Source organism: Bradyrhizobium sp. 31Argb, from assembly GCF_043638955.1.
GTDB lineage: Bacteria > Pseudomonadota > Alphaproteobacteria > Rhizobiales > Xanthobacteraceae > Bradyrhizobium.
The window spans coordinates 1-531 of the sequence record NZ_JBEGDB010000708.1; the positions used below are offsets into that span (position 1 = coordinate 1).

Below are 531 nucleotides of genomic sequence, written 5' to 3' on the forward strand. Positions count from 1 at the left end.
GAATCCGCCAACAACCTGCCCGTTCCATCCAATTCAACCCGCGCCACGACGCAGGTTTCATGGAATCGGTCGTCTAGCGATCGACGAACTGCATCTTGACGGTGTGATCATCGGCGGCGGCTCGGCAGGCTGGTTCTTGCTAATCGGCTGCGGGCACTAGGCCGCAGATCTGGCTGTGTCCGCTAGCCCCTTTGAGGCCTGCACATCGGCCACTCTTTCGATTCCTGGAAGCTGCCACTCGTCTGGACAGCCAGTCATATTGGTAACTTGTCGACACCGACTTCGATGGTTACTCTGTTGGTTGCGGTCCAAGGGTGACTCTCATGGCTGATCAACGTCCTGCTCCCATCTTCGTTGCGGATTCCGTGGGTTTGGATTTTCTGAACACGCTCGCAACTCCTTTGGATATTGAGGTTGAGTGGCTCGGATCGGGCGAGGGCCTGATTTTATGGCTTCTCGTATTGCCTCACCTGAGGATGTTACTTTCGCTTGACGGATGTAGCTCCGACTGTCGGCCGGTCCGAGGTTGCG

General features: G+C 56.5%; 1 pseudogene. It reads left to right on the top strand.

Going from position 1 to position 531, the window contains the following annotated elements:
- Positions 1-323: 323 nt before the first annotated feature.
- Positions 324-531 (top strand): annotated as a pseudogene (locus AAFX91_RS42380) (hypothetical protein); the annotation flags it as partial.